Raw genomic sequence first — 23,579 nt, 5'->3', positions numbered from 1 at the left:
TTGAAGTGAGAGTTTTACTGCCCGCAAATAGCGGGGTAATTTTGTAGCAGGAGGTAGCCCCTCCTGTTTTTTACATTGCTATTTTCTTTTTCTTCCGCTAAAGTTAAATGTTGATGCTATAGTTTTGAAGGTGAATATATGACACAAGAAAAATTTTCACAAAAACCGTTAACACACGCTGGCATTCCGCAAGCGGCGTATCATATTCCGAAAACATCTACCCATTTAATTATGGAAGAAGATGCAGATGCGGCGTATTTCCGCGCTTTAGAACAGCAAGGTGTTTATTTAAATGAAAAACAGTTAGAAGCAGTGCAAACGACAGAAGGACCTGTCCTTACACTAGCTGGTGCTGGAAGTGGTAAAACATCTGTTTTAACAACTCGCGTTGGTTATTTAGTTAATGTAAAACATGTCCATCCGCGAAATATTTTACTGCTGACGTTTACACAAAAAGCAGCTGAAGAAATTCGAAGTCGTGTAGCGAATTTACCTGGTATGAATCATGCCGCAAGTAGCTATGTCGTTGCTGGTACATTCCACTCTGTCTTTTTAAAATTGCTTCGTAGTCAAGGATATAATCAGCAAATTTTAGCAAATGAAAAACATAAACAAATTATGATAAAGAAAATTTTGAAAGAATTACGCTTAAAAGACGATTATGATGCCGAAACGATACTCGCTATGATTTCACTTGAGAAAAACAACTTGAATCGTCCGAAAGATGTAAAAGCGAAAACACCGGTTGAACAAGAGTTCAAAGAAGTATACGAACGTTTCGAAGAGGTAAAACAACGACACAATTATATCGATTTTGACGACATCTTATTAGAAATGTATTATATGTTAGAAAATAACGCTCCCCTGCTTACTCAATTACAAGAGCGTTTTCATTACATTGAAGTAGATGAGTTTCAAGATACGTCGTATGCACAATATGAAATTGTAAAATTGTTAGCCACGCCAAGAAATAATTTATTTATCGCAGGTGATGACGATCAAGCGATTTACGGCTGGCGAGGGGCAAGTCACCAAATTATTTTATCTTTTCCAAAGGAATTTGATAATACAACGATTATCGCACTTAATACGAATTATCGATCTAATCCATTTATCGTCGGACTTGGAAATGAAGTTATTAAGCTCAATCAAGAACGTTTTGATAAAGAGCTATATTCTGTTCGTAACGATGGCATGCAGCCGTTTTATGCACGACCTGCGACAACTCTTGATGAAGCAAATCAAATTTTGCAACTCATTCAGGAAAAAGTAGATAGTGGTGAACGAAATTATAAAGATTTTTGTTTATTATATCGTACACATTCTGTGAGCCGTTCTTTACTTGATCAGCTTACAATTCATAAGATTCCATTTATTAAACATGGAGCGAGCCAATCGTTCTACGAACATTCTTTAATTAGGCCCGTATTAGATCACTTACGACTCGTGCTTGAACCGTTCCGCCTCGAATCACTTTCAAATATATTACCAACAATGTATATTGGCCGTGATGAGTGCATTTCATTTATTGAACGTGAACAATGGAAATATGGTGAGGGCCGTTTCCCTTCTCTTCTTCATTTTCTATTACTAAACCCAAGCTTGAAACCTTTTCAAGTTAAAAAAGTAAATGAGCGAATCGATTTTATTAAGTTTATAAAAGAACTTGAACCGAAAAAAGCATTGAAAGAAATTATTCATGGTAAAGGAAAGTATTTAGAGTACTTACAAAGTAATGATCGTTCTTCCTTTACGATGCATAAGGACATACAAGAAGAAATGTTAGAAGAATTAATGGAATCAGCAACTCGCTTTACGGATATTCCAGCTTACTTACAATTTATTAATGAAGCCATTCAAGGTCAAAAAGAAATGGAAGCATTAAAAACAATGCCGCAAAAAGATACCGTATCGCTTATGTCAATTCATAACGCGAAAGGCCTTGAGTTTCCATGCGTCTTTTTACTCGGAGCAAGCGATGGTATATTGCCGCATACTTCTTCTTTAAAAGATGCAAATGACCGTGTGACGGAGACTTCTGAAGCATTAGAAGAAGAACGACGATTACTCTATGTCGCCATTACACGCGCAAAAGAAGAACTTTACATTTCCTCCCCGCAATTTTTCAGAGGAAAGAAACTAGATATATCTCGTTTTCTATATACTACCCAAAAAGATTTACCTGAAAAGACATCCATTAAATAATGGGTGTCTTTTTCCATATCACGATATGTACATCCCCTCTATATAAATTCCCTGTTTCTATCCTGAGAATTAACGTAATATCAACCATATCCCGTTCATATTGTAATAGTGTATGTCAGAACTCACGATAAGGAGTGAACATAATGAGCTGCAATTGTAATGAAGATCATCAACACCATGATTGTGATTTCAACTGTGTATCTAATGTCGTTCGTTTTATACATGAACTACAAGAATGTGCAACCACAACATGTGGATCTGGTTGCGAAGTTCCATTTTTAGGAGCACATAACACTGCATCAGTAGCGAATACACGTCCTTTTATTTTATACACAAAAGCTGGAACACCTTTTGAAGCATTTGCACCATCTGCAAGCCTTACTAGCTGCCAATCTCCAATTTTCCGTGTAGAGAGTATAGATGATGATGACTGTGCTGTATTGCGTGTATTAACTGTAGTTTTAGGTGATGGTACCTCTGTACCACCTGGTGACGATCCAATCTGTACATTTTTAGCTGTACCAAATGCAAGATTAGTATCAACCTCCTCTTGTATTACTGTTGATTTAAGTTGCTTCTGCGCTATTCAATGCTTACGCGATGTTTCTATATAAAACTGAATACTAATTTAAGCATGGATTGGGTGGCAGATGATTCTGCCACCCAATCCATGCTTAAAAGGTATTATTATGTATTTTTTATAAAATTGGGAACTTGTCTAGAACATAGAACCTGTCCTTTTCATTAACTAAAAGTAGAAACAGATAAAGGAGTGAAAAACATGTTCTCTTCTGATTGCGAATTTAATAACATTGATTGTGAGGCGAAACCAGCTAGTACACTACCTGCCTTCGGTTTTGCTTTCAACGCTTCTGCACCTCAGTTCGCTTCACTATTCACACCACTACTATTACCTAGCGTAAGTCCAAACCCAAATATTACTGTTCCTGTAATAAATAATACAGTAAGTGTCGGAGACGGTATTCGAATTCAAGTAGCTGGTATTTATCAAATCAGTTATACATTAACGATCAGTCTTGATAACGTTCCTACTGCACCAGAAGCTGGTCGTTTCTTCTTATCATTAGGTACACCAGCTAACATTATTCCTGGATCAGGTACAGCGGTTCGCTCTAACGTTATTGGTACTGGTGAAGTAGACGTATCCAGCGGTGTTATTCTTATTAACTTAAACCCTGGTGACTTAATTCAAATTGTACCAGTTGAACTGCTTGGAACTGTAGACATCCGTGCTGCAGCATTAACAGTTGCACAAATTAGCTAGTAAAAAGCGGTATTTCTTAATTGAAATACCGCTTTTTATTTTTACAATAAAAAACACTCACCGTAACATGAGTGTTTCATTCTTCATATTGTTTTATTGTATTCTTCTTTTTCCCACAGTTGCATCCCTTTTTTTTCACAAACCCTTGTTGCTGTAATTGCTCTTGATATGCCTGATGTTGTGCTTGTTGCTGTTGCTGTATGTTATACCACTGCTGCAGGTCATATGAATTTCGCCTTGGATTATTGCTCACAGCAAACATCTCCTCTACTGTCAATTCTGTCTATTCACTATATGAACAACTCCTTATTTCCGTTCCCTCATTCTTTTAAACTCCGCTTTTTCTAACATCATGAAAATTTATCCAGATTGGTGAGGGCTGATAATTAGCGAGGGATGCCCCACACTGATTAAATTTTCACTTTATTATTCTCCCATAAAATATCCTGTAATTGTTTCAATGATCGCTGCTGCACCTGCAATGGCTAATAATGCTAGTACAGGCTCTGCAACAATAGGAATCCATTTATATAAAACTAATAAAAAAGCACTAACCCACACACCTGTACACCAATAGCAGCTTAATAATTCTCCAATCCACTTTCTTAATCCTTTCCCTTTCACCTTTGTAAAAGTCGATACACTTCCATCAGGCTCTGTAATCTCTAACTCATCAATAAACGGTCTTCGCAAAAAAGCTGTAATTTTATCATAAACAATAAGACGAGTTAACCTAAATGCAGCTAGCGCAAAAATAAAAAATAAAAGCCAGCTTGTAAATAACATAATTCCACCTTCCCTATCCTCTTTAGCCTATTTAAAAAAAAAGGTCTTAAGATTGTGACCAAATCTCCCCCACTCCAATATCTTATTAATGTAAATACAAACAAGAAGATAAGGAGTGACATTAATGAGTTGTAACGAAAATAAACACCATAGCTCTTCTCACTGCGTAGTTGACGTCGTAAAATTCATCAATGAACTACAAGATTGCTCTAGTTCAACATGTGGTTCTGGTTGTGAAATTCCATTTTTAGGAGCACACAATACAGCAGCAGTAGCAAATACACGCCCTTTTATTTTATACACAAAAGCTGGAACGCCATTTGAAGCATTTGCACCATCTTCAAGCCTTACTAACTGCCAATCTCCAATTTTCCGTGTAGAAAGCGTAGATGACGATAGCTGTGCTGTCCTACGTGTGTTAACTGTAGTATTAGGTGATGGGTCTCCTGTACCACCTGGCGACGATCCAATTTGTACGTTTTTAGCTATACCAAATGCAAGATTAATCTCGACATCTACTTGTATTACTGTTGATTTAAGCTGCTTCTGTGCTATTCAGTGCTTACGCGACGTTTCTATAGTTAAGTAAACTAAAAAACTATTGGGGTGGTAGAAGCTTTCTACCACCTTTACATATTTAAAAGCCGGCCATATCAATCGATTTGATGTCTTCTATAGATAATCGAATATCTCTCATACTATTTGGTGGCATAATGGATACAATGCCATTACGGTAAGATATAATCGATCCTATATATGAGACGGTCGTCGTTCTTATTCTACATCTTACTTTTGGAATGTAATGAGGACGATTTAATAAAAAATGAATTTTTTCTTCATTATTCATATCCTTAAAGGATTTATTGTAAGGGACCGTTCTCACTTGCTCTTCCTCTACTTTTTCTTCCACCTCCACTTGAGGCTCCTCTCGTGGTTCTTGTTTCTCTTGTTCTACCACTTCTTCCACAGCACTACTTACAATACTTTCATTTCTATTACTTTGCTCTTTTTGATCCTCATCTTCGAAATTCGTTAAAATAATTCTTTTTATTTTCGGTGCAGCGAGTTCTAAATTTACTTGTGCAATATATAACAACGGTTTTCCAACTGTTGAACTTTTATTTTTATTCTTCACACTCGTCCCTCCCACTTCCATACGTAGCTGGATAAATCGTGTACTATTATAGTTATATTCATAACGTGGCTAGAACTTTCGTTAAAAATCGTTCTTTCTGGGAACAATTAAAAAGGACAGTCTCAACGTTTAGAGACTGTCCTTTTTAAACTTTAATTCCTATTATATTTATCCTAAAATATGATATCCTGAATCAACATGAATGTTTTCACCTGTTACTCCGCGTGCTAAATCACTGAATAAGAATACTGCTGTATCTCCAACTTCTTCTGGAGTCGTCGCACGACGAAGTGGTGCGCGTTCCTCAATTTCTTTTAAGATTGAGTTAAAGTCGCCTACACCTTTCGCAGATAACGTACGAATTGGTCCTGCAGAAATAGCGTTAACGCGAATGCCATGTTGTCCTAAATCGTTCGCTAAATATTTCACGCTAGCTTCTAACGAAGCTTTCGCAACACCCATAACGTTATAGTTTTTCACAACGCGCTCGCCGCCAAGGTATGTTAAAGTTAAAATATTTCCGCCTTCTGTCATCACTTTCTTCGCTTCTCTTGCTACAGCTGTTAAAGAGAATGCACTAATATTTTGTGCAAGTAAAAATCCATCGCGAGAAGTATCTACAAATTCACCTTTTAAATCATCACGATTTGCAAAAGCAATACAGTGTGCAACACCGTGAATTGTACCAACTTCTTGCTTAATAGTTTCAAAGCAAGCTGTAAGTTCTTCATCATTCGTTACATCACAAGGTAATACAAGTGATTCTTGTCCTTCTAATGTTTCCGCTAGTTCACGAACGTTTCTTTCTAAACGCTCTCCTGCATATGTGAATATTAATTTTGCACCTGCATTATGCAAAGAGCGAGCAATTCCCCATGCAATACTTCTTTGGTTCGCAACGCCCATAACAACAAATGTTTTCCCTTGTAATAGTTCCATGATATATCCTCCCAGAAATACTTATACTTGTTATTAGTACCTGATACTATAATTATAGTACCATAAAACCGCTTAAAGGCAAACAAAAAAGTCATTAACAGAAATTTGTTAATGACTTTTGGTTTCTATAAAAAACCGCTCTAATCCTTCTTCCCAAGACGGCATTTGTAAAAAACCATTTAATCGTAGCATGTTATGTTGAAAAATAGAATATTTTGGCCTCGCAGCCGCAGCCCCGAATTCTTCCGTTGAAACAGGTAATACATTCACTTTCATATTGGCGTACGAAAATATCTTTTGTGCAAATTCAAACCAAGAGCATGAACCTCTGTTTGATACGTGGTATGTACCGTATAAAGAAGTATGAATGAGCTTATTAATAACCATATTTAAATCCGCCACATACGTAGGAGAGCCAACTTGATCCGCTACAACAGATATTTCATCTCTTTCTTTGCCTAATCGCATCATCGTTTTCACGAAATTGTTTCCATATTTACCATATAGCCACGATGTGCGAACGATAAAATATTTATTATGTAACTCTTTGACGAACTGCTCCCCAGCATACTTAGAGGCTCCATATATATTTATCGGCGCTGGACTATGAAATTCGCCGTATCCATCTGGTCTGGCGCCTTGAAATACATAATCAGTACTAATATAAACTAGCTTCGCCCCTACTAATTGTGAAGCAACCGCTACATTTCGAGCTCCGATTGCATTTATTCTATATGCAAGATCCTGCTCTTTCTCCGCATGATCTACTTTCGTATAGGCAGCACAATGAATAATTATATGTGGTTTTATTTCTTGCACCACTTGTTGTATTCGGGATATATTTGTCACATCTAATAACTTTTTATCAAATGGATATATATCATATTCTTCAGAATTCAACTCTTCTTGTAGTTGCTTCCCTAGCTGACCGTTCGCTCCCGTTATGATAATCCGTTCTTTCATCTACATGCCCCTTACTTTTCTTTTAGTGGTTTCCACCAGTCCACATTGTTTTTATACCATTCCACCGTTTCTTTTAATCCTTGTTCGAACGTATACTTCGGTTCCCATTCAAACTCATTCTTCATTTTTTGTGCATCAATCGCATAACGACGGTCGTGACCTAAACGGTCTGTTACAAATTCAATATCTTTTTTCGTTTTTCCTAAAAGTTTTATAATTTGTTCCACAACATCTACATTTGTTTTTTCGTTATTTCCGCCGATATTATACACCTCTCCTACACATCCCTTATGCAAAACGGTGTCAATTGCACTACAATGATCCGTTACATGCAGCCAATCCCTTACATTCAATCCATCACCATATAATGGTAGTTTCTTTCCTTCAAGCGCATTCGTAACCATTAACGGAATTAATTTCTCAGGATATTGGTACGGTCCGTAGTTATTAGAACAACGCGTTATAATAACTGGTAATTGATACGTTTCATAATAAGATAAGGCTATCATGTCGCTACTCGCTTTACTTGAAGAATATGGACTATTAGGAGCTAGCGGGGTTTCCTCTATAAATTTCCCGGTTTTCCCTAAAGAACCGTATACTTCATCTGTTGATACTTGCACGAGTTTAATATGTGAATATTTTTTCACTAACTCCAACAGCGTGACTGTACCTATTACATTCGTATCATAAAAAGGAATTGGATTTTCAATACTACGATCCACATGTGATTCAGCTGCGAAATTTACAATTACTTGCACGTCACGTTCCTTAACAACATGTTCCAGCAGCTCTCCATTTTGGATTTTCCCTTTTACAAATGAGTAGTTAGGATTTTCTTGAATAGACTTTACATTATTTAAATTCCCGCTATATGTTAATGCATCGTAATTAATGATTTTATATGTTTCATAGTTTTTTAACATATAGTGAATGAAATTACTTCCAATAAATCCAGCTCCACCTGTAACTAATATATTCATAAACAACTCTCCTACTTAAAAACTATCTTCATATTCCTGAAGTAATGGTAATATTCGATCCTTATCGGACAAGATAGGATTTGTTACCGGCCATGGAATTGATAATTCTTTATCTTCCCAAAGCAAACCGGAATCGTGATCAGCACTATAATACTCATCTACTTTATACATAACAATTGTATGAGGTACAAGTGTACAAAAACCATGAGCAAATCCTTTCGGCACTAATAATTGCCTATGATTATCCGCACTTAAAATATACCCTTTCCATTGTTTAAATGTTGGTGATTTTTTTCGCAAATCAACGATAACATCATAAATTGCCCCTTGCATAACTTGAATGAGTTTCGTTTGTGCTTTCGGTTTTTTTTGAAAGTGTAGTCCTCGAATCGTTCCTGCCTTAGCCGAATAAGATACGTTATCCTGTACAAATGAATACGTAATCCCTAATGTTTCTAGCAACTGCTTATTATAGCTCTCTGAAAAAAAGCCACGCTCGTCTCCAAATAACCTTGGTTCTAACAATTTTGCATCGGTAAAATTTGTTTCTACAACTTTCATATTCTCACCTATTCTCCGTTAAACTGTTTCCCAAAATTAATATCCCGTGCTAACGTATTCGCCTTTTGAAGAGAAGCATGAGTTCCCGCATCAGTCCACCAGCCGCTCATTTCATTATAAGTAAGTACCCCTCGTTTTAAATACCAATTATTTATATCTGTAATTTCAAGTTCCCCTCTTGCGGAAGGTTTTAATTCTTTTATATAAGAAAAGACTTTCGAATCATACAAATAAATTCCCGTAACAGCATAAGAACTTTTCGGCTCATTCGGCTTTTCTTCAATTTCAATTATTTTTCGGCCCTTAATATGCGCTACACCAAATCGCTCGGGATCTTCTACAGATTGAAGCAGCACTTTAGCCCCTTCTTTTTGACTTGCAAACTCTTTAACATACGGGCAAATATCATCTGAAAAGATATTATCTCCTAATATAACTACCATACGATCATTCCCGACGAAATCTTCACAAAGCCCTAACGCCTGTGCGATCCCGCCCGCTTTATCTTGCACACGATACGTAAAGGACACTCCAAATTCATGACCACTCCCTAAAAAGCTAACAACATCCCCCATATGCTCTTTACCTGTAATAATCATAATATCTGTAATATCGCATTGTTTTAGCTTATATACCGCATGATAAATCATCGGATACCGACCAACAGGAAGTAAATGTTTATTCGTTACTTTCGTTATTGGATATAATCTCGATCCAGTACCACCTGCTAAAATAATTCCTTTCACTTTGCATCTCTCCTTTATGATGGAGATAATATATCTTTGTAATGTTCTACAAACACTTTCCGGTACTTCTCATATGTATCCGCATCAAACTCATCCCCGTTGTAATGAATACACCATAAATTTGCTTGATTTGGGATACCGATTAAATAACCAGCCCTTTGAAACTCTAAAGACTGTGACACATCATAAAAGTGAAACCCTTGAAACAAATCTTCTCGCCACGGAATATCATACTGCGTTGCCATGAATAAACCATCAATTGCCTGAACTGACAAAAATGGTTGATTACCATAAAAAACCTGATCTAAATTTAATAATTGATAATTCTGTCTTCTATACTCAATCACTTTCCCTACTAAATTTTTTCCTTCCCACCATATCCCGTTATTCGGTAAAAACTGAGCCCCAGCGACTCCTATTAAACCAAGCTTTTCATTTTCTTTAAAAAGAGATATAAGTGTAGAAAACATGTCTCGATTAATAAGATATGTATCTTGATGTATATACACTTTGTATTTCGCTGGATATGAAAGGGCTCGGTTGTATGCACTTGCCATACTTTGTGCATCTCGTATCGGAAAAATTTGCACGACATAACCAGGGGGAACAAAAATGTTTCTTATTTGGCTCTCACATTGTTTGAAAAGCTCCTCATTATTTACACAAACAACGACTAATATTGTATGATCTTTCATTTTTGTCCCCCCTTTTATTCTTCCTTATTTACATCTGACATATAGTGTTCCACAAATATTTTCCGATACTTTTCATAGTTCGTCATATTCACATCAAAATGATAATGGATACACCAAGCATCGCGCTGTACAGGTACACCGACTGTATATCCTGCTTTTTTAAATTCAAATGATTGAGATACATCATAAAAATCAAATCCGTCAAATAAGTCTTCTCGCCACGGAACATCATATTGTGTCGCCATTAATAAACCGTCAATACATTCTACAGGAATAAATGTTTTTGATTCATGATACGGTTGTTCTAAACTTGCCATATAAAACAAATCATTCATATAACCAATGACCTTTCCTACAATTCCACGCCCTTCGTTCCATACACCAGTCGGAGGAACATATTGCGCTCCAACCATCCCAATCATCCCAAGATGTTCATGTTCCTCAAATAATTGAAGTAATCCGTATAAAAAAGCCCTATTTATAATAAAAACATCTTGATGTAAATAAACTTTATACTTCGCTGGATGCGAAATGGCTTGATTGTATCCACTCGTCATACTTTTCGCATTTCGAATCGGCATAAATTGGACAATATACCCTGGCGGTACTAACAATTGCAATATATGTCGCACGCAGTTTGCATACAATTTCCGATCATTTATACATGTAACAAATAATATTGTCTTGTCTGCAGCACTCATAATTGTGATTTTTCAGCTTCAATAATATACTGAAATACAACTGTCTCAGCCATGAAGCCACTTCCAAGACGATATTTTTTACAAATTCCATATAACTCCTCAATAAGTGGCTCATACATTTTATGATCAACATATACACGATCTACTTTACTAATTGAATATCCTGCTTTTAAAAACATTCTTAGCATTTCATTGAATGTAAAGAAACGAATATGTGTTTTATCTAATAAACCATATTCTGTATACGTCCAATTTCCAGCAAGTAAGGGAGCTAATACTGAAATATGAGCAACGTTTGGTATACTTGCTAAAATCACACCATTTTGCTTTATATATGGCTTTACTTTTTCTATTACAGCCCACGGGTCAAATAAATGCTCTAATACATCCCCAAATATGACGCAATCAAATTGCCCCTCCTCATAAGGAAGATCTATTTTTTCTATATCCCCTAAAATAACATGATCTAGTCTTTCTTTCGCTTTTTCTGCCGCCTCTGGAAATGCCTCAATTCCTGATACACGTGTACCATTTTCTTTAATAGCCGCTCCCAATGCACCGCTCGAGCAACCAATATCAAGAACTTCTTTCCATTCCTTTTTTATATGCTTTAATAAATTCGGATTCGCTGCATTATAATAATGCTCGGATTTTTCTTCATATAAAGAACTTTTTTCGCGATTCATTTCACACACTCCTTATGCAAATTGAATTAGAAATATAAATCTCATATGAATTCTATAAAGTGCAGATTTTGTTCATCCCCCAATGATTATTAGCCCGCAAATAGCAGTATAAAATCTTTTATTTATATTGGTTACGTTACTGATACTCTAATATATAACCAATCTATTAGAGTTAGAATAGCGATAAATCATTTCTAAAAAACGAAACCTATTACACTTTATATGGTTCATCAAAAACTCCCCGAAAATATTTACGGTTATATTCAATTGCAGCATTATTCGGAACATAAGAAGCTGCTAATTCATTGTAATAATACGCTTTATCCTGCTCCCCTAACCTGCTATAACAAATACACATTTGTAAATAGGGTAGCCATGTGTAGCTAGCTGGACTATGGAAAGGACTTTCCGTTGCCATTGGTACTTCCGTAGCAAGTTTAAACCAAAATATCGCTTCATTATATTTTTCTTGTTCCATATATATATATCCTATTCTTGTACAATTCTCTCCTCTAGGGACGTCATACCGAAACGACTTCACACAAGATTCGATTGCCTTCTCCCACATTCCGAGCTTTGCATAGCAATCTCCTAACTTACCACATGCATAAATTTTCTCTTCATACCATCCTTCGTCTTGATTAAGAAATGTTTCATATAGAAGAACTGCATCATCATATTTTTGGTTATCCGTAGATTCATTTGCGTAATAAAATAAATCTCTCGGACTTAATTCTTCACCTGCCGCTACAGTATTTTGAAAAATTTTCAAATTACGATTTGTTACTTTTTTTTCTTTTTTATGTGTAATAGCAACATTACTACTAAAAACCTCACCAGAAATAGCTAAATACTCATGAACCTTTCCAAACCATTGAAATTGTTTTTCACGCTTTACAAGTCGATTTCTTTTTGTACAATATAAAGGTTTCCCGTTAGAATCCATTGCAAGATGATAAGGCATCGAAACAGCATCAATTTTAGGATCTAATTCTCTTTTTAAAAGTTTCAATGCTTCTTGAGCATCTTCTAATAAGACGTCATCTGCATCTAGCCACAATATATACTCTTGCGTCGCTTTTGAAAAAGAAAAATTTCTTGCTGCTGCAAAATCATCAATCCACTGGAAATCATATATGTTAGAAGTGTATTTCTCTACGATTTCTTTCGTTCGATCGACGGAACCTGTATCAACTACTATAATTTCATCCACAATTTTTTCAACTGTTTCTAAACAACGGGCTATTGTCTCCTCCTCATCTCGAACAATCATACATAAACTAATTGTAATTCCTTGCTTGTTCAACATAATCACCCTCTTCCAAATCAATCATATGTTATACATATACTAAACTTTCCATTTTTTTAAATTGTTCAAGTAGTTTAAGATTTCTTTTCAATAATTCAAATGTCCGTGTCATTTTCTTTCGGTTTTGCATCTACTATATAATGAACGCTTTATGGAGGTGAATTTATGTCAAATAATAATTATTCAAATGGATTAAATCCCGATGAATCTTTATCTGCTAGTGCATTTGACCCTAATCTTGTAGGACCAACATTACCACCGATACCACCGTTTACCCTTCCGACTGGGCCGACCGGTCCGACTGGACCGACCGGACCTACGGGGCCGACTGTACCTACGGGGCCGACCGGGCCAACTGGACCGACTGGACCGACTGGACCTACGGGGCCAACCGGGCCAACTGGACCGACTGGTGGCACTGGGACTACTGGACCTACGGGGCCGACTGGTGGCACTGGGACTACTGGACCTACGGGGCCGACTGGTGACACTGGGGCTACTGGACCTACGGGGCCGACTGGTGACACTGGGGCTACTGGACCTACGGGGCCGACTGGTGACAATGGTGCTACTGGACCTACGGGGCCGACTGGTGGCACTGGGACTACTGGACCTACGGGGCCGACTGGACCTACGGGACCGACTGGACCATCTGGACTAGGGCTTCCAGCAGGATTGTATGCATTTAACTCCGCTGGGATTTCTTTGGATATTGGACTTAATGCTCCAGTACCATTTAATACTGTTGGATCTCAGTTTGGTACAGCAATTTCTCAATTAGATCCTGATACTTTCGTAATTAGTCAAACTGGATTCTATAAAATTACCGTTATCGTATACACTGCAGCAGTAAGTCTATTAGGAGGACTTACAATCCAAGTAAATGGGGTATCTGTTCCAGGTACTGGGGCCACTTTAATCTCAGTTGGAGCACCTATCGTTGTTCAAGCAATTACGCAAATTACGACAACTCCATCATTAGTTGAAGTAATCGTTACAGGGCTTGGGCTATCATTAGCTGTTGGTACAAATGCATCTATTATTATTGAAAAAATCGCTTAATTTTTTACTTAGCAGTAAAACTGATATCAGTTTTACTGCTTTTTCAATTTCAAATTCAATCATGAAACATTCGCTATCTACATAATCATATTGTTGTATGACATTTTGCAGGAGGCACAAATATGGAAAGTAAATCTGCTGTTCAGCTTTATCTCGAATTGCTAAAGAAGACCATTTTATTTGAAATATGGTTAGAATATGAGGCATACTTACCCGCATCTCTACATATTTCAAAAGAACTAGAATTCGAGCCAGTTACAGTCCCCCTCCCTTTATTCATTAAGCAATATGCTGAAAACCATAACTTAAAAATTGTAAAACCAAATGTTTCAAAAAGTGAACGCCATGATGGAATGGATTGGCCAAGAGCAGCACACAGTATGATCGGCCGGGAACGAATGAATCAATTACATGAAGCACTAGAAACAGTTGTCCGTGAAAATATAGAAGGTGATTTTATTGAAACAGGTGTGTGGCGTGGGGGATCGTGCATTTTTATGAATGGTTTTTTACAGGCAAATAACATTACTGATCGTAATGTGTGGGTTGCAGATTCATTTGAAGGTTTGCCAACACCGAATTTAGAGCACTATCCGAAAGATTACGGAGATTATTTACACTCTTTCGATTACTTACGCGTTTCTTTAGAACAAGTACAAGAGAATTTTAGAAAATATGATTTATTAAATGATCAAGTAAAATTTTTAAAAGGCTGGTTTAAAGATACTTTACCAACAGCACCAATAGAAAAAATTGCAATTGCACGCCTTGACGGTGATATGTACGAATCCACAATGGATGGTCTCGTGAACTTATACGATAAAGTTTCTAAGGGCGGCTATATTATTATTGATGACTATGGACTACCAGCTTGTGCAGAGGCCGTGACAGACTTTAGAAATCAAAGAAATTTAAAAGCTCCTATTACTAAAATTGATGTATTCGGGGTTTATTGGCGAAAAGAATAGGGCGAAACTTTATTCAGTTAGGGTTTCTCCATCTCACACTAATTATTAGCCTTCGCCAATAGCATGATAAATAAAAACAAAAGCTCCCATTACTATTTCCAGTTGTTCTAGGGAGCTTTTTACATATCGTAACAGTTCTAATATCGTTTCCCCTCCCACTATAAAATGTTAGCTGCATATTAAAAATGTTGGTTCCCTATTTACTACAAGGAAGGAGTGAAATTATGAGCGAGCTTGAAAAAAAAATCGCATTAATCCCACCTCCCGAACTCGTCCAATATGTAGGTGGCGACTTTCAAAAGGTTGGAAAAGAATTCATAAAGCATTTTATTCAAATTGGTAGTTTAAAATCCAATGAAACAGTGTTAGATGTAGGTTGTGGTGTCGGTCGAATGGCGGTTCCATTAATGAATTACTTAGGTGATGATGGAGCTTATTATGGATTTGATTTATTTAAAGATGGCATTACATGGTGCAAAAATAATATTTCAACTGCCCGTAGCAATTTCCATTTTGAACACGTTGATATATATAATCAATTCTACAACCCAGAAGGAAAAGAAGATGCTTCTCAATACAAATTTCCATATGAAGACGATTCATTCGATTTTATTTTTTTAACTTCTGTATTTACCCATCTTCTTCCGAAAGAATTAGAACATTACGTATCTGAGATTGTACGTGTTCTAAAAAAAGATGGGAGATGTTTTATTACCTTCTTTCTCATTAACCCTGAATCGTCCTATTACTTAAATTCTGGGCTAAGTACATTAGGTTTTTATCATCAAATTGAAAATTGTTATGTTGTGAATAAAGATATTCCTAATTTCGCAGTTGCCTATCCTGAAGAAGATATCCGCACCTTATTAAATAAACATGGCTTAGAGGTAATTAATAAACCGCATTATGGTTTATGGTGCGGCAGAAATGAGTATACAAGTTATCAAGATATCGTTCTTACAAAAAAAGCTTCTGAAAGGTAGTTTCGTATGAATAATAAAAAAAAGTCACCTCTCGTTTCCATCCTTATTCCCACTTATAATCGACCACACTATTTCAAAATTGCTCTAGAAAGTGCATTAGCACAAACTTATCCAAACATTGAAATTATTATAGGAGACGATAGTACAAATGATGAAACAGAAATCTTAATAAATGAACAGTATTTACCTAATTATAAAAACATAACATACATTCGAAATACCACTACTTTAGGACAATTTCATAACGATCTTATGCTCTTAGAGAAATCTAATGGGGAGTATATAAATTTTTTAATGGACGATGATGTGTTTTATAATCATAAAATACAAAAAATGATGGCTTATTTTGAGCAAGACACAAATAAAAATCTCGCTCTTATAACTTCTTATCGAGTACGTATTGATGATCACGGGAATTTAATTGGAGATGCTCATCCAACACAAAGATTATATAGCGAAGACATTCAATTAAACGGAATATTTTTAGGCGACTGGATGTTAAAAGGTGGACATAACATTATCGGTGAGCCTACAACTATTCTGTTTAGAAAACAGTTACTCACTGAACCTTTCGGCACGCTAAAAGGAAGGCACTATTCTTGTAGTGTCGATATGGCATCATGGATTTCCTTACTTTCTAAAGGAGACGCAGTATACATATCCGAACCTTTAAGCCAATTTCGCTACCATACTGGGCAACAAATACACAGCAAGCTCCTTGAAGGATCTGAGGATTTTACGCACCTCGTTATAACTTCAAAAGAATACGGATTTTTACAAGATAATACAGATTATAGACTAGGTCTAATTAGCGCTTATAAATGGTGTAAAGGTTCCTTAGAATATTATAGCCAGTTACCAAACCTCATTCCAGATGCACATGTACGTCTTTCCCATTGTTTGGACATAATTATAAAAGAGCTACATCATTAGTCTATTCTGTGAAAATAAAATGTGTGAGCTTTACGTGAATAATGCGTATAGTTCATACATTCTTTTTAAACTATGTGATGCACCAACTAAAACCCACTAATATAGAGAGCAGTAGAAAGGAATTCATACAGTGAAAGATCCGAACACTCAATATCAAATAGACTACATATTAATATTCATTTTATTTGCCATTGGGATTGTTAGCTGCTTTGCTATCGCAAGTGCACAAGCTTCTTTACCACCATTTTTACAAAACGTAAATTTTGTATTAAAACAAATCCAATGGTATGCCATTGGATTTATCGCCATTGGTGTTATTATGGTTATTGATTTCGATCGCTATAAACAAATTGCTTGGTATTTATATAGCTTTGCACTCATACTTCTAATTGGCCTAGAACTTCAAGTTCCTGGCGCCGTTACAATTAAAGGGGCTACCGCGTGGTACAGACTTCCAGGCATCGGAAACTTTCAGCCTTCTGAAATTATGAAATTATTTTTGATTATCGTCGTTGGACGAATTATAGCGAATCATAATGAAAAATACCTTTTTCGGACAACTCGCGAAGATTTCATTTTACTTTTAAAAATATTTGCAGCTAGTTTACCTCCACTACTTCTAATCGCAAAAGAACCTGATTTAGGAAACACAATGGTCATTTCAGCGATGCTTGCAACAATGGTTTTAGTTTCTGGTATACGTTGGCGCTTTATCCTCGGATTAACCTCCGGTATTTTCGCCATAGGCTCTACCTTAACATATATTTATTTCACGCATACAGAGTTCTTTAAAGAGCACATTCTAAAAGAATATCAATTAAATCGCTTCTATGGTTGGCTTGCACCTTATGAATATGACGCACAAGGATATCAATTAAGACAAGCATTTTTAGCTACTGGATCAGGAGAGATGCAAGGAAAAGGATGGGAAAATAGACAAGTATATTTTCCAGAGCCACATACAGATTTTATTTTTACAAATATCGCTGAACAATTCGGTTTTTTAGGAGCAAGTGTTATTATTTCATTTTTTTTCTTACTCATTTATCGAATGATCCATATCGCTTTAGAAAGCAATGAACCTTTCGGTAGTTATATTTGCGCTGGTACAATTGGAATGTTTACGTTCCAAGTATTCCAAAATATTGGGATGACAATTGGTTTACTCCCTATTACAGGAATAACGTTACCGCTTATGAGCTACGGCGGGAGTTCACTGCTCACATATATGGTTGCTATTGGATTTATTTTAAACGTACGCTCAAGAACTAAAATCTTTATGTTTAAATGAACCATATCGAAAAACGGTATGGTTTTTTTCTATGTCCATTTTAGATATACTAATGAAAAAATGAGCTGGAGGTTTAAATATGAAATATGACATTATAGGTGATATTCACGGATGCTTCCAAGAGTTTCAAGATTTAACAACGAAACTAGGGTATAGCTGGGATAGTGGTATCCCAATTCATAACGCAAAACGAAGGCTTGCATTCGTTGGTGATATTACAGACCGAGGTCCTCATTCATTACGGATGATTGAAATTGTATGGGAGCTCGTAATAAATAGAAAAGATGCTTATTATGCTCCAGGGAATCACTGTAATAAACTGTATCGTTTCTTCCTTGGACGTAATGTTACAATCGCTCATGGGCTCGAAACAACTGTTGCAGAATATGAAGCATTGCCTTCTAATAAGCAACAAATAATAAAAGAAAAATTCATTACTCTTTACGAACAATCACCGCTATATCACATACTGGATGAAAAAAAATTAACCGTCTGTCACGCTGGTATTCGGCAAGATTACATAGGAAGACAAGATAAAAAAGTAGAAACCTTTGTATTATATGGTGATATTACAGGCGAAAAACACCCTGACGGCTCACCTGTCCGCCAAGATTGGGCGAAAGAGTATAAGGGTGAAACATGGATTGTTTATGGACATACACCTGTCAATGAACCTCGCTTTGTGAATCATACAGTCAATATTGATACTGGTGCTGTATTTGGTGGTAAACTAACTGGACTACGTTACCCTGAGTTGGAGACCGTTTCTGTCCCTTCTTCCCTACCTTTTGTCCCTGAAAAGTTCCGCCCAATTTCATAAAGTGAAACTTTAATCAGTGGGGGTTTTGTTCATCCCCCACTGATTATTAGCCCGCACCAATCGGGATAAATACCTCTACTTAATACAATTCACGATTTGCAGAGGATCATGGTGTTTTCTAGACATATTCCACACTAAAACTAGATAAAGCAATTAAAAAAAGATGCAATAAAGTGCATCTTTTTTTAATTGCACGGCATATACTGTCGCAGGAGGTGACGGAATGAAGAAAAAATCTTCTAAACAAAAAAGAAAATTCCACCCTTTATACCATCCCATGTATGGAATTAACAACTGGTGCAGTATTCGAGCTGCAGCTATAGAAGAAATAGAAGAACAAGAGTCATCAAAAAAAAGCAAACCGAGAGAAACATATGTCTCTTTAGAAAATGCTGTTATGAGGCGAATTATAGATAGCAGGAAAATAAAAGCAAAACAAAAAAAGAAGCTCGCTTCTAATAATGATGAACCTGTGCTTAATTCGGAAAAGATACAAGAAAATATAGAAGAAAACATTCCTGCAGCAATAAAGGAAAAAGTACAACCAGAAATTCCAGCTACTATTATAAATCAAGTAAAAAAAATAAAAGAAGCATTAATCTCGGGCAACGATGTACAAATAGAAAGATCCGCCCCTATTCAGGCTCCTGTACCTACACCTATAAAAAAAGAAAATAACAAAGGAGCTCGTCACGCATATAAAGAAGGACTTCACTCTAAAGCTGATGGAATCGCTTCACATGCAGAAGGGCTTCTTACACATGCAACGGGCCCCTTTTCTCATGCAGAAGGGACAAAAACAAAGGCAACTGGACATAGTTCGCATAGCGAAGGAAGTGAAACGACAGCAGGCGGCTCTTATTCTCATGCAGAAGGAAAACATGCAATTGCTTTGGGCGAAGCAGCACATGCAGAAGGAACCGCAACTATCGCTAACGGATTCTCATCTCATGCGGAAGGAAATCATACATCAACAGCTAATTTTGCGGGCAGCCATATTATGGGTAAATTTGGTACAGCAGAAGAAGCTTATTCCTGGTTTATCGCAAATGGGACAAATGACACTGATTATAATATAGGTGCCAAATGGCTTGCCCATAACGGAGAAATGTATATCGATGGTGCTTCTTACAATGCAGGTGGTACTGATTTTGCACAAATGTTTGAGGCAGCAGATCATAGCCCTATTGATATCGGCTATTTCATTACATTTAGTAGCGAAGAAAAAATTCGAAAAGCTACTTCAAATGATTCATTCATATTAGGAATATCTAGCGCTACCCCCGCTCTCATAGGAAATAGCGGTGCTTTAAGTTGGGCAAAGCGTTATAAAACAGATAGCTTCGGAAAACGCCAATATACACGTACTGATACGCAAGAAATACAGCCACTTTTAAATATAGAATGGGATCCAGCTTGCAAATATATATCGAGACGAAATCGCACCGAGTGGCTTCCTGTCGGATTAATTGGACAAATGTTAGTACGTGATGACGGCACTTGCGAAACACACGGATATTGTCTTCCAAATGATGACGGCATTGCCACGAAAGCTGAAAGTGGCTTTTTCGTTATAAAACGTACTGGTGAAAATCAAATTTTAATATTATTTCGCTAAAAAAAGGGAACAAAATTCTTTTTATGATAAGAATTTTGTTCCCTTTTAATTGTTATGTAAAGCGTATTGCATATCCTCTGGGATACTTACGGTAAAAGTCATTCCCTTTTCTAAAATAGGATGATAAAACGTCAAAGATGTACTATGCAGCGCTTGACGTTTTATCACATCTCTTCGGCCACCGTATAGATCATCCCCAAGTAGCGGATGTCCTATATATGCCATATGTACACGAATTTGATGTGTTCTTCCCGTCTCGAGCTCAAGCGCTACATGCGTCTTATCGGAAGAACTCTCCATCACTCTAAAATGAGTAACAGCTCTTTGACCATCTTCACAGACAGTTCGCTCGATAATACTATCCGCTTTTCGTCCGATTGGCGCGTCAATCGTTCCTACTTCTTCTAAAATAGTCCCATGAACGATTGCCTCATACGTTCGTTTCACCCCTTTTTGTTGATGCTGCTTCGATAAAAGGTGGTGAACGAATCTATTTTTCGCAATTAACATAAGCCCTGAAGTATCACGGTCTAACCTCGTCACAATGTGCACCGTACTTGCAAGATTTTGTTTATCATAATGATATAAAAGAGCGTTTGCAATACTTCCTGACGGGTGCTCCCTAGACGGAATCGTCGACATATTTGCTTCTTTATTTATAACAAGAACCGCATCATCTTCATATACGATATATAAAGGGATCTCTTCCACTTCCATCCCTTCACTTCTTTCCTCCACTGGAAAAAAGATTTGTAACTCTTCACCAGCTTGTAACTTGTGACGAACACTTGTGTGTTGACCGTTTACTTCAATTGCTCCCCCGCGGAACTTTATATCCGTTAAAGCAGCTTTCGAAATCCCTTTTGTTTTCAAAAATTCTCTAACTAAAGTTCCCTCTTCAGCCAGCCCTATATCCCATTTCAATGTAAATCTGTTCAAATATATAAACCCTCTCTATTTATCTGCAACAAACGAGTCACGAACACGTTTCCAGAATGGGAACGGACGGAAACGAACAAATCGTACTTTCTCGTTTGCAACGCGATACTGAATTGATTTCACATCTTGATGAACCATCGTCAAATGATCCACGGTAATTTGCATGTTCATTCCTGCAGCCGGCTTTAAAACGCATGTATGATGCTTCGGCAGTACGAGCGGCGAACCTACCGTACGAAATACACGATTGTTGATAGATGCCATTTCTGCAATTTGAATCGCTTCAATAGAAGGGTGAATAATTGCTCCGCCAAGCGCCTTATTATACGCGGTACTTCCTGAAGGAGTAGAAATACAAAGACCATCTCCGCGAAACGTTTCGAAATACTCTCCGCGTATTTCCACTTCTGTTACTAATGTACCTTCTGCACTTTTTACAGTCGCTTCATTCATCGCCAAATACTGCGACTCTTTACTACCATTCACATAGCGAATAATCACTTCTAAAAGTGGATATTCAACCACTTGGAACGGTGTTTTAGCGATTGCAATCACCAACTTCTCTACTTCCGTCGGTAACCAATCTGCATAGAAACCTAAATGCCCTGTATGTACACCAACAAATGCGGTTTCATCTAATCGATTATAGTAACGATGGAATGCATATAAAAGCGTTCCATCTCCCCCAACAGAAATTACAATATCAGGTTCCTTTTCATCCATTGTAAACCCAAAATCTAACAAGTATTCTTTCATCGTACTTGCTAGTGTATCTGATGATTGATCTCCCTTTGACATAATTGTAAATTTCATCGCCCAACACCCTTTAGTTTATGATTCAGAATCTTTCGTTTCCTGCTTTCGTGAAAAGACCTTTTGCGCTTCTTGAATTTCAAGACGAATGGAAGACATTTCTTCATCTAATAAAAACGCCGCTTCCGCTGCACGTTGTAAGCGTATTTTAATATCTTCAGGAAAACGTCCACTATATTTGTAATTTAAAGAATGCTCAATCGTTGCCCAAAAATTCATTGCTAACGTGCGAATTTGAATTTCAACTAACACTTTTTTCTCCCCCTGTATCGTTTGAACAGGATAACTAATGACAACGTGGTAAGAGCGATAGCCGCTATCTTTCTTTTGCGTTACATAATCACGTTCTTCTACAATGTCAAAATCATTTCGTTTTCGAAGATATTCTACAACAGGCTTAATCTCATCTACGAATTGACACATCATTCGAAGGCCCGCGATGTCCTGCATATCTTCTCTAATTCGGTCTAGCGGTACATTTCTCTTCTCCGCTTTATCAATAATACTTGCAACCGACTTTACCCTTCCTGTTACAAACTCAATTGGAGAATGCTCCGTTAACATTGCAAATTGAGTACGCATTCCTTTTAGTTTCACTTTCAGCTCCGCCACCGCTTGGTGATACGGTGCTAAAAATTCTTCCCAATTACGATTCATTTCAACCACCACCAAAATCAATCCATTTGCTTATAGAAACACTTTTTCTACAGCAGTTACTAGTTCTTCTCCGTAATTTGCATTACCTTCAATATTTTCAACTAAATATTCTACTTCTTCTTTTAATCCTTCTAATTCTATTTCAACATCATTCACGCGAATAAACATCGCTGTATCTTTATTCATCGCTTCATGCATTGCTTCCCAGCATGTATGCGGAATACTTACATAAATGAAAGATGATTCATTTTCTAAGATATATAAAAATGATAAATTGTCTGAGTCTACAAGTACGTGATTACGCGCACTTAACTCCTTTACCTCTATTTCAGTATTTTCCGCACAAAAAATAAGCGCATTCTCTCTCGTTTCTACGCTCTTAACTTGAATTTTATTTTGCATACTCGAACTCCTCCATCTCAACTTCCTGTCTTACTTAACAGTATTATTGTATCATAACATGGACGCAAACAAATAAAACATTGAACCAAATTTGCGAAA

27 protein-coding genes are annotated in these 23,579 nt (G+C 36.8%); 11 read left to right on the top strand and 16 right to left on the bottom strand.

From position 1 onward, the window contains the following. Window positions 1-138: 138 nt before the first annotated feature. The 3 genes from NSS97_RS06515 to exsF all read left to right on the top strand — a co-directional run bounded on the left by NSS97_RS06515 (window position 139) and on the right by exsF (window position 3,490). Window positions 139-2,205 carry an ATP-dependent helicase gene (locus tag NSS97_RS06515; protein WP_044437809.1) on the top strand — a complete coding sequence of 689 codons (2,067 nt, stop codon included), beginning with the start codon at window positions 139-141 and terminating at the stop codon, window positions 2,203-2,205. Between the two features lie 143 nt (window positions 2,206-2,348). Beyond that, complete coding sequence (cotY, locus tag NSS97_RS06510; protein WP_002011392.1) at window positions 2,349-2,819, top strand: spore coat protein CotY; 471 nt, start codon at window positions 2,349-2,351, stop codon at window positions 2,817-2,819. 167 nt (window positions 2,820-2,986) lie between these two features. Beyond that, entirely contained in the window at window positions 2,987-3,490 is a 504-nt protein-coding gene (gene exsF / locus NSS97_RS06505) for an exosporium protein ExsF (RefSeq protein ID WP_002011391.1), read from the top strand. Window positions 3,491-3,566: 76 nt separating this feature from the next. On the opposite strand, the gene NSS97_RS06500 is transcribed toward exsF, so the two are convergent. Continuing rightward, on the bottom strand, window positions 3,567-3,752 hold the full coding sequence (locus NSS97_RS06500) for a hypothetical protein (RefSeq protein WP_044438098.1): 186 nt from the start codon (window positions 3,750-3,752) through the stop codon (window positions 3,567-3,569). Window positions 3,753-3,916: 164 nt separating this feature from the next. Next, a complete protein-coding gene (locus tag NSS97_RS06495) occupies window positions 3,917-4,276 on the bottom strand; it encodes a DUF1360 domain-containing protein (RefSeq protein WP_000899658.1) in 360 nt (119 codons plus the stop codon). A gap of 124 nt (window positions 4,277-4,400) precedes the next feature. Between NSS97_RS06495 and exsY the strand changes: the two genes are divergently transcribed. Continuing rightward, complete coding sequence (gene exsY / locus NSS97_RS06490; protein ID WP_002140857.1) at window positions 4,401-4,865, top strand: exosporium assembly protein ExsY; 465 nt, start codon at window positions 4,401-4,403, stop codon at window positions 4,863-4,865. 48 nt (window positions 4,866-4,913) lie between these two features. Here the strand turns inward: exsY and NSS97_RS06485 are convergent, their stop codons facing one another. The 10 genes from NSS97_RS06485 to NSS97_RS06440 all read right to left on the bottom strand — a co-directional run bounded on the left by NSS97_RS06485 (window position 4,914) and on the right by NSS97_RS06440 (window position 12,994). Beyond that, a complete protein-coding gene (locus tag NSS97_RS06485) occupies window positions 4,914-5,432 on the bottom strand; it encodes a CotO family spore coat protein (RefSeq protein ID WP_181295479.1) in 519 nt (172 codons plus the stop codon). 147 nt (window positions 5,433-5,579) lie between these two features. Beyond that, the gene (gene fabI / locus NSS97_RS06480) at window positions 5,580-6,350 is read right to left on the bottom strand and encodes an enoyl-ACP reductase FabI (RefSeq protein WP_002011384.1); all 771 of its coding nucleotides are present in this window, start codon (window positions 6,348-6,350) and stop codon (window positions 5,580-5,582) included. A gap of 108 nt (window positions 6,351-6,458) precedes the next feature. Then, window positions 6,459-7,313, bottom strand: a complete 855-nt coding sequence (rfbD, locus tag NSS97_RS06475) for a dTDP-4-dehydrorhamnose reductase (RefSeq protein ID WP_107887009.1) — start codon at window positions 7,311-7,313, stop codon at window positions 6,459-6,461. Window positions 7,314-7,324: 11 nt separating this feature from the next. Further along, on the bottom strand, window positions 7,325-8,296 hold the full coding sequence (gene rfbB, locus NSS97_RS06470) for a dTDP-glucose 4,6-dehydratase (protein ID WP_044437803.1): 972 nt from the start codon (window positions 8,294-8,296) through the stop codon (window positions 7,325-7,327). Between the two features lie 15 nt (window positions 8,297-8,311). Then, complete coding sequence (gene rfbC / locus NSS97_RS06465) at window positions 8,312-8,857, bottom strand: dTDP-4-dehydrorhamnose 3,5-epimerase (protein ID WP_107887011.1); 546 nt, start codon at window positions 8,855-8,857, stop codon at window positions 8,312-8,314. An 8-nt stretch (window positions 8,858-8,865) separates the two neighbouring features. Then, complete coding sequence (locus tag NSS97_RS06460) at window positions 8,866-9,603, bottom strand: sugar phosphate nucleotidyltransferase (protein ID WP_107887012.1); 738 nt, start codon at window positions 9,601-9,603, stop codon at window positions 8,866-8,868. A gap of 14 nt (window positions 9,604-9,617) precedes the next feature. Beyond that, window positions 9,618-10,298: a glycosyltransferase family protein gene (locus tag NSS97_RS06455; protein WP_000651524.1), complete on the bottom strand. Its 681-nt coding sequence runs from the start codon at window positions 10,296-10,298 to the stop codon at window positions 9,618-9,620. Between the two features lie 14 nt (window positions 10,299-10,312). Beyond that, window positions 10,313-10,999: a glycosyltransferase family protein gene (locus NSS97_RS06450; RefSeq protein ID WP_001271183.1), complete on the bottom strand. Its 687-nt coding sequence runs from the start codon at window positions 10,997-10,999 to the stop codon at window positions 10,313-10,315. Then, the gene (locus tag NSS97_RS06445) at window positions 10,996-11,685 is read right to left on the bottom strand and encodes a class I SAM-dependent methyltransferase (RefSeq protein ID WP_001078430.1); all 690 of its coding nucleotides are present in this window, start codon (window positions 11,683-11,685) and stop codon (window positions 10,996-10,998) included. Before NSS97_RS06445 ends, NSS97_RS06450 begins: the two co-directional genes overlap by 4 nt. 211 nt (window positions 11,686-11,896) lie before the next feature. Further along, window positions 11,897-12,994, bottom strand: coding sequence for a glycosyltransferase (locus NSS97_RS06440; protein ID WP_107887013.1), 1,098 nt, complete (start codon window positions 12,992-12,994; stop codon window positions 11,897-11,899). Between the two features lie 165 nt (window positions 12,995-13,159). Between NSS97_RS06440 and NSS97_RS06435 the strand changes: the two genes are divergently transcribed. The 7 genes from NSS97_RS06435 to NSS97_RS06405 all read left to right on the top strand — a co-directional run bounded on the left by NSS97_RS06435 (window position 13,160) and on the right by NSS97_RS06405 (window position 20,669). Next, a complete protein-coding gene (locus tag NSS97_RS06435) occupies window positions 13,160-14,056 on the top strand; it encodes a BclA C-terminal domain-containing protein (protein ID WP_341111972.1) in 897 nt (298 codons plus the stop codon). Between the two features lie 122 nt (window positions 14,057-14,178). Then, window positions 14,179-15,024, top strand: coding sequence for a TylF/MycF family methyltransferase (locus NSS97_RS06430; RefSeq protein WP_044437794.1), 846 nt, complete (start codon window positions 14,179-14,181; stop codon window positions 15,022-15,024). Between the two features lie 224 nt (window positions 15,025-15,248). Beyond that, entirely contained in the window at window positions 15,249-16,007 is a 759-nt protein-coding gene (locus NSS97_RS06425) for a class I SAM-dependent methyltransferase (protein ID WP_002030399.1), read from the top strand. 6 nt (window positions 16,008-16,013) lie between these two features. Further along, on the top strand, window positions 16,014-16,940 hold the full coding sequence (locus NSS97_RS06420) for a glycosyltransferase family 2 protein (protein WP_002030400.1): 927 nt from the start codon (window positions 16,014-16,016) through the stop codon (window positions 16,938-16,940). 130 nt (window positions 16,941-17,070) lie between these two features. Further along, window positions 17,071-18,231: an FtsW/RodA/SpoVE family cell cycle protein gene (locus NSS97_RS06415; RefSeq protein ID WP_002030401.1), complete on the top strand. Its 1,161-nt coding sequence runs from the start codon at window positions 17,071-17,073 to the stop codon at window positions 18,229-18,231. A gap of 79 nt (window positions 18,232-18,310) precedes the next feature. Beyond that, window positions 18,311-19,051, top strand: a complete 741-nt coding sequence (prpE, locus tag NSS97_RS06410) for a bis(5'-nucleosyl)-tetraphosphatase PrpE (RefSeq protein WP_002125956.1) — start codon at window positions 18,311-18,313, stop codon at window positions 19,049-19,051. A 223-nt stretch (window positions 19,052-19,274) separates the two neighbouring features. Continuing rightward, on the top strand, window positions 19,275-20,669 hold the full coding sequence (locus NSS97_RS06405; protein WP_107887015.1) for a peptidase G2 autoproteolytic cleavage domain-containing protein: 1,395 nt from the start codon (window positions 19,275-19,277) through the stop codon (window positions 20,667-20,669). Window positions 20,670-20,714: 45 nt separating this feature from the next. Here the strand turns inward: NSS97_RS06405 and NSS97_RS06400 are convergent, their stop codons facing one another. The 4 genes from NSS97_RS06400 to NSS97_RS06385 are packed head-to-tail and all read right to left on the bottom strand — an operon-like array spanning window position 20,715 to window position 23,480. After that, window positions 20,715-21,608 carry an RluA family pseudouridine synthase gene (locus NSS97_RS06400; protein WP_341111968.1) on the bottom strand — a complete coding sequence of 298 codons (894 nt, stop codon included), beginning with the start codon at window positions 21,606-21,608 and terminating at the stop codon, window positions 20,715-20,717. Window positions 21,609-21,623: 15 nt separating this feature from the next. Beyond that, the gene (locus NSS97_RS06395; RefSeq protein WP_002011365.1) at window positions 21,624-22,421 is read right to left on the bottom strand and encodes an NAD kinase; all 798 of its coding nucleotides are present in this window, start codon (window positions 22,419-22,421) and stop codon (window positions 21,624-21,626) included. Between the two features lie 18 nt (window positions 22,422-22,439). Continuing rightward, on the bottom strand, window positions 22,440-23,078 hold the full coding sequence (locus NSS97_RS06390; protein ID WP_002125951.1) for a GTP pyrophosphokinase: 639 nt from the start codon (window positions 23,076-23,078) through the stop codon (window positions 22,440-22,442). Between the two features lie 30 nt (window positions 23,079-23,108). Next, a complete protein-coding gene (locus NSS97_RS06385; protein WP_002011362.1) occupies window positions 23,109-23,480 on the bottom strand; it encodes a UPF0738 family protein in 372 nt (123 codons plus the stop codon). Window positions 23,481-23,579: the final 99 nt, after the last annotated feature.

Origin of the sequence: Bacillus sp. FSL R12-0074, assembly GCF_038005725.1 — a bacterium.
Classification (GTDB): domain Bacteria; phylum Bacillota; class Bacilli; order Bacillales; family Bacillaceae_G; genus Bacillus_A; species Bacillus_A mycoides.
This window is presented reverse-complemented; position numbering and strand designations above follow the sequence as displayed.

What these genes read in the sequence shown, in the direction of transcription:
- NSS97_RS06515 (WP_044437809.1), top strand. Translation starts at nt 139, where the DNA reads ATGACACAAGAAAAATTTTCACAAAAACCGTTAACACACGCTGGCATT.
- cotY (WP_002011392.1), top strand. Translation starts at nt 2,349, where the DNA reads ATGAGCTGCAATTGTAATGAAGATCATCAACACCATGATTGTGATTTC.
- exsF (WP_002011391.1), top strand. Translation starts at nt 2,987, where the DNA reads ATGTTCTCTTCTGATTGCGAATTTAATAACATTGATTGTGAGGCGAAA.
- NSS97_RS06500 (WP_044438098.1), bottom strand. Translation starts at nt 3,752, where the DNA reads ATGTTTGCTGTGAGCAATAATCCAAGGCGAAATTCATATGACCTGCAG.
- NSS97_RS06495 (WP_000899658.1), bottom strand. Translation starts at nt 4,276, where the DNA reads ATGTTATTTACAAGCTGGCTTTTATTTTTTATTTTTGCGCTAGCTGCA.
- exsY (WP_002140857.1), top strand. Translation starts at nt 4,401, where the DNA reads ATGAGTTGTAACGAAAATAAACACCATAGCTCTTCTCACTGCGTAGTT.
- NSS97_RS06485 (WP_181295479.1), bottom strand. Translation starts at nt 5,432, where the DNA reads ATGGAAGTGGGAGGGACGAGTGTGAAGAATAAAAATAAAAGTTCAACA.
- fabI (WP_002011384.1), bottom strand. Translation starts at nt 6,350, where the DNA reads ATGGAACTATTACAAGGGAAAACATTTGTTGTTATGGGCGTTGCGAAC.
- rfbD (WP_107887009.1), bottom strand. Translation starts at nt 7,313, where the DNA reads ATGAAAGAACGGATTATCATAACGGGAGCGAACGGTCAGCTAGGGAAG.
- rfbB (WP_044437803.1), bottom strand. Translation starts at nt 8,296, where the DNA reads ATGAATATATTAGTTACAGGTGGAGCTGGATTTATTGGAAGTAATTTC.
- rfbC (WP_107887011.1), bottom strand. Translation starts at nt 8,857, where the DNA reads ATGAAAGTTGTAGAAACAAATTTTACCGATGCAAAATTGTTAGAACCA.
- NSS97_RS06455 (WP_000651524.1), bottom strand. Translation starts at nt 10,298, where the DNA reads ATGAAAGATCATACAATATTAGTCGTTGTTTGTGTAAATAATGAGGAG.
- NSS97_RS06450 (WP_001271183.1), bottom strand. Translation starts at nt 10,999, where the DNA reads ATGAGTGCTGCAGACAAGACAATATTATTTGTTACATGTATAAATGAT.
- NSS97_RS06445 (WP_001078430.1), bottom strand. Translation starts at nt 11,685, where the DNA reads ATGAATCGCGAAAAAAGTTCTTTATATGAAGAAAAATCCGAGCATTAT.
- NSS97_RS06440 (WP_107887013.1), bottom strand. Translation starts at nt 12,994, where the DNA reads ATGTTGAACAAGCAAGGAATTACAATTAGTTTATGTATGATTGTTCGA.
- NSS97_RS06435 (WP_341111972.1), top strand. Translation starts at nt 13,160, where the DNA reads ATGTCAAATAATAATTATTCAAATGGATTAAATCCCGATGAATCTTTA.
- NSS97_RS06430 (WP_044437794.1), top strand. Translation starts at nt 14,179, where the DNA reads ATGGAAAGTAAATCTGCTGTTCAGCTTTATCTCGAATTGCTAAAGAAG.
- NSS97_RS06425 (WP_002030399.1), top strand. Translation starts at nt 15,249, where the DNA reads ATGAGCGAGCTTGAAAAAAAAATCGCATTAATCCCACCTCCCGAACTC.
- NSS97_RS06420 (WP_002030400.1), top strand. Translation starts at nt 16,014, where the DNA reads ATGAATAATAAAAAAAAGTCACCTCTCGTTTCCATCCTTATTCCCACT.
- prpE (WP_002125956.1), top strand. Translation starts at nt 18,311, where the DNA reads ATGAAATATGACATTATAGGTGATATTCACGGATGCTTCCAAGAGTTT.
- NSS97_RS06405 (WP_107887015.1), top strand. Translation starts at nt 19,275, where the DNA reads ATGAAGAAAAAATCTTCTAAACAAAAAAGAAAATTCCACCCTTTATAC.
- NSS97_RS06395 (WP_002011365.1), bottom strand. Translation starts at nt 22,421, where the DNA reads ATGAAATTTACAATTATGTCAAAGGGAGATCAATCATCAGATACACTA.
- NSS97_RS06390 (WP_002125951.1), bottom strand. Translation starts at nt 23,078, where the DNA reads ATGAATCGTAATTGGGAAGAATTTTTAGCACCGTATCACCAAGCGGTG.
- NSS97_RS06385 (WP_002011362.1), bottom strand. Translation starts at nt 23,480, where the DNA reads ATGCAAAATAAAATTCAAGTTAAGAGCGTAGAAACGAGAGAGAATGCG.